Annotated in this window: 2 rRNA genes; both read right to left on the reverse strand. The window is 57.5% G+C overall.

The window, feature by feature from the left end:
• Positions 1-53: 53 nt before the first annotated feature.
• Positions 54-3,175: ribosomal RNA gene (locus tag ABZX40_RS41415) — 23S ribosomal RNA — on the reverse strand.
• Positions 3,176-3,481: 306 nt separating this feature from the next.
• A 16S ribosomal RNA gene (locus ABZX40_RS41420) occupies positions 3,482-5,008 on the reverse strand.
• Together the 16S and 23S rRNA genes form the textbook arrangement of a ribosomal RNA operon.
• Positions 5,009-5,235: the final 227 nt, after the last annotated feature.

Raw genomic sequence — 5,235 nt, forward strand, 5'->3', positions numbered from 1 at the left:
TTCGGGTGGGGTTGTTCGTGGTTTCAGAACCAACACAGTGGACGCGAGCAACTGAGGACAAGCCCTCGGCCTATTAGTACCGGTCACCTCCACCAGTTACCTGGCTTCCAGATCCGGCCTATCAACCCAGTCGTCTACTGGGAGCCTTAACCCCTCCAGGGGGGTGGGAGTCCTCATCTCGAAGCAGGCTTCCCGCTTAGATGCTTTCAGCGGTTATCCCTCCCGAACGTAGCCAACCAGCCATGCCCTTGGCAGGACAACTGGCACACCAGAGGTTCGTCCGTCCCGGTCCTCTCGTACTAGGGACAGCCCTTCTCAAGACTCCTACGCGCACAGCGGATAGGGACCGAACTGTCTCACGACGTTCTAAACCCAGCTCGCGTACCGCTTTAATGGGCGAACAGCCCAACCCTTGGGACCGACTCCAGCCCCAGGATGCGACGAGCCGACATCGAGGTGCCAAACCATCCCGTCGATATGGACTCTTGGGGAAGATCAGCCTGTTATCCCCGGGGTACCTTTTATCCGTTGAGCGACGGCGCTTCCACAAGCCACCGCCGGATCACTAGTCCCGACTTTCGTCCCTGCTCGACCCGTCGGTCTCACAGTCAAGCTCCCTTGTGCACTTACACTCAACACCTGATTACCAACCAGGCTGAGGGAACCTTTGGGCGCCTCCGTTACCCTTTAGGAGGCAACCGCCCCAGTTAAACTACCCATCAGACACTGTCCCCCACCCGGATCACGGGCGCGGGTTAGACATCCAGCACGACCAGACTGGTATTTCAACGACGACTCCCCCTGAACTGGCGTCCAGAGTTCAAAGTCTCCCAGCTATCCTACACAAGCCGAACCGAACACCAATATCAAACTGTAGTAAAGGTCCCGGGGTCTTTCCGTCCTGCTGCGCGAAACGAGCATCTTTACTCGTAGTGCAATTTCACCGGGCCTATGGTTGAGACAGTCGAGAAGTCGTTACGCCATTCGTGCAGGTCGGAACTTACCCGACAAGGAATTTCGCTACCTTAGGATGGTTATAGTTACCACCGCCGTTTACTGGCGCTTAAGTTCTCAGCTTCGCCCCACCGAAATGGAGCTAACCGGTCCCCTTAACGTTCCAGCACCGGGCAGGCGTCAGTCCGTATACATCGCCTTACGGCTTCGCACGGACCTGTGTTTTTAGTAAACAGTCGCTTCTCGCTGGTCTCTGCGGCCACCCCCAGCTCACCGTGTAAAACGGATCACCGGAAATGGCCCCCCTTCTCCCGAAGTTACGGGGGCATTTTGCCGAGTTCCTTAACCATAGTTCACCCGAACGCCTCGGTATTCTCTACCAGACCACCTGAGTCGGTTTAGGGTACGGGCCGCCATAAAACTCGCTAGAGGCTTTTCTCGACAGCATAGGATCATCCACTTCACCACAATCGGCTCGGCATCAGGTCTCAGACTATGTGCCAGGCGGATTTACCTGCCTGACGTCCTACACCCTTACCCCGGGACAACCACCGCCCGGGATGGACTACCTTCCTGCGTCACCCCATCACTCACCTACTACCAGCTCGGGCCACCGGCTCCACCACTTCATGCTTGTCCGAAGACGCACACGACGGCTTCACGGGCTTAGCATCACTGGATTCAATGTTTGACGCTCTACAGCGGGTACCGGAATATCAACCGGTTATCCATCGACTACGCCTGTCGGCCTCGCCTTAGGTCCCGACTTACCCTGGGCAGATCAGCTTGACCCAGGAACCCTTAGTCAATCGGCGCACACGTTTCCCACGTGTGAATCGCTACTCATGCCTGCATTCTCACTCGTCAACCGTCCACAACTCGCTTACGCGGCTGCTTCACCCGGCAGACGACGCTCCCCTACCCATCCATACGGGCGTTGGCCCTCATGTATGAATGACACGACTTCGGCGGTACGCTTGAGCCCCGCTACATTGTCGGCGCGGAATCACTAGACCAGTGAGCTATTACGCACTCTTTCAAGGGTGGCTGCTTCTAAGCCAACCTCCTGGTTGTCTCTGCGACTCCACATCCTTTCCCACTTAGCGTACGCTTAGGGGCCTTAGTCGATGCTCTGGGCTGTTTCCCTCTCGACCATGGAGCTTATCCCCCACAGTCTCACTGCCGCGCTCTCACTTACCGGCATTCGGAGTTTGGCTAAGGTCAGTAACCCGGTAGGGCCCATCGCCTATCCAGTGCTCTACCTCCGGCAAGAAACACACGACGCTGCACCTAAATGCATTTCGGGGAGAACCAGCTATCACGGAGTTTGATTGGCCTTTCACCCCTAACCACAGGTCATCCCCCAGGTTTTCAACCCTGGTGGGTTCGGTCCTCCACGAAGTCTTACCTCCGCTTCAACCTGCCCATGGCTAGATCACTCCGCTTCGGGTCTTGAGCATGCTACTGAATCGCCCTCTTCGGACTCGCTTTCGCTACGGCTACCCCACACGGGTTAACCTCGCAACACACCGCAAACTCGCAGGCTCATTCTTCAAAAGGCACGCAGTCACGAGAATGTGCAAGCACATTCCGACGCTCCCACGGCTTGTAGGCACACGGTTTCAGGTACTATTTCACTCCCCTCCCGGGGTACTTTTCACCATTCCCTCACGGTACTATCCGCTATCGGTCACCAGGGAATATTTAGGCTTAGCGGGTGGTCCCGCCAGATTCACACGGGATTTCTCGGGCCCCGTGCTACTTGGGTGTCTCTCAAACGAGCCGTCAATGTTTCAGCTACGGGGGTCTTACCCTCTACGCCGGACCTTTCGCATGTCCTTCGCCTACATCAACGGTTTATGACTCGCCCTGCCGCCGGCAGACGACAGACAAGAGATCCCACAACCCCGTATACGCAACCCCTGCCGGGTCTCACACGCATACGGTTTGGCCTCATCCGGTTTCGCTCGCCACTACTCCCGGAATCACGGTTGTTTTCTCTTCCTGAGGGTACTGAGATGTTTCACTTCCCCTCGTTCCCTCCACATGCCCTATGTGTTCAGGCATGGGTGACAGCCCATGACGACTGCCGGGTTTCCCCATTCGGAAACCCCCGGATCAAAGCCTGGTTGACGACTCCCCGGGGACTATCGCGGCCTCCCACGTCCTTCATCGGTTCCTGGTACCAAGGCATCCACCGTGCGCCCTTAAAAACTTGGCCACAGATGCTCGCGTCCACTGTGCAGTTCTCAAACAACGACCAACCACCCGTCACCCTGCCCACACAGGGGCAAGAACACCGGGGCCGGCAACCGAAGGAAAATTCATTCCCTCAGACACCCAACAGCGTGCCCGGCCCACACCCGCCCCGAAGCACCACGTTCCACGCTCTGACGAGCAGTACTAGCAGACTCCGAAACCGGATCCAGACCGAATAATCAACGTTCCACCCATGAGCAACCAGCACCGGACACTCGCCGGTGTACTGGCCTCTGACCAGCCGAAGCTGGTGAGAAGTGCTCCTTAGAAAGGAGGTGATCCAGCCGCACCTTCCGGTACGGCTACCTTGTTACGACTTCGTCCCAATCGCTAGTCCCACCTTCGACAGCTCCCTCCCCGAGGGGTTGGGCCACCGGCTTCGGGTGTTACCAACTTTCGTGACGTGACGGGCGGTGTGTACAAGGCCCGGGAACGTATTCACCGCAGCAATGCTGATCTGCGATTACTAGCAACTCCGACTTCATGGGGTCGAGTTGCAGACCCCAATCCGAACTGAGACCGGCTTTTTGAGATTCGCTCCACCTCACGGTATCGCAGCTCATTGTACCGGCCATTGTAGCACGTGTGCAGCCCAAGACATAAGGGGCATGATGACTTGACGTCGTCCCCACCTTCCTCCGAGTTGACCCCGGCGGTCTCCTGTGAGTCCCCATCACCCCGAAAGGCATGCTGGCAACACAGAACAAGGGTTGCGCTCGTTGCGGGACTTAACCCAACATCTCACGACACGAGCTGACGACAGCCATGCACCACCTGTACACCGACCACAAGGGGGCGACCGTCTCCGGCCGTTTCCGGTGTATGTCAAGCCTTGGTAAGGTTCTTCGCGTTGCGTCGAATTAAGCCACATGCTCCGCTGCTTGTGCGGGCCCCCGTCAATTCCTTTGAGTTTTAGCCTTGCGGCCGTACTCCCCAGGCGGGGAACTTAATGCGTTAGCTGCGGCACCGACGACGTGGAATGTCGCCAACACCTAGTTCCCACCGTTTACGGCGTGGACTACCAGGGTATCTAATCCTGTTCGCTCCCCACGCTTTCGCTCCTCAGCGTCAGTATCGGCCCAGAGATCCGCCTTCGCCACCGGTGTTCCTCCTGATATCTGCGCATTTCACCGCTACACCAGGAATTCCGATCTCCCCTACCGAACTCTAGCTAGCCCGTATCGAATGCAGAACCGGGGTTAAGCCCCGGTCTTTCACACCCGACGTGACAAGCCGCCTACGAGCTCTTTACGCCCAATAATTCCGGACAACGCTTGCGCCCTACGTATTACCGCGGCTGCTGGCACGTAGTTAGCCGGCGCTTCTTCTGCAGGTACCGTCACTTTCGCTTCTTCCCTGCTGAAAGAGGTTTACAACCCGAAGGCCGTCATCCCTCACGCGGCGTCGCTGCATCAGGCTTCCGCCCATTGTGCAATATTCCCCACTGCTGCCTCCCGTAGGAGTCTGGGCCGTGTCTCAGTCCCAGTGTGGCCGGTCGCCCTCTCAGGCCGGCTACCCGTCGTCGCCTTGGTGAGCCACTACCTCACCAACAAGCTGATAGGCCGCGGGCTCATCCTTCACCGCCGGAGCTTTCAACCCCCACCCATGCAGGCAGAAGTGATATCCGGTATTAGACCCCGTTTCCAGGGCTTGTCCCAGAGTGAAGGGCAGATTGCCCACGTGTTACTCACCCGTTCGCCACTAATCCCCGGCCGAAACCGGTTCATCGTTCGACTTGCATGTGTTAAGCACGCCGCCAGCGTTCGTCCTGAGCCAGGATCAAACTCTCCGTGAATGTCAACCGGTCATCCGGTCCAACACCACGAGAGCGGAACAACCAGACGGAATAAGCCCGGTCGTTCACAGCGTCCTCGCTGTGTTTATTTCAAAGGAACCCTGCCACCAGAAACACAAGGCTTCCAGTGTCGGGGTATCAACATATCTGGCGTTGATTTTTGGCACGCTGTTGAGTTCTCAAGGAACGGACGCTTCCTTTGTACTCACCCTCTCGGGCTTTCCTCC

Origin of the sequence: Streptomyces sp. NPDC004610 (genome assembly GCF_040609715.1) — a bacterium.
Taxonomy (GTDB): domain Bacteria; phylum Actinomycetota; class Actinomycetes; order Streptomycetales; family Streptomycetaceae; genus Streptomyces.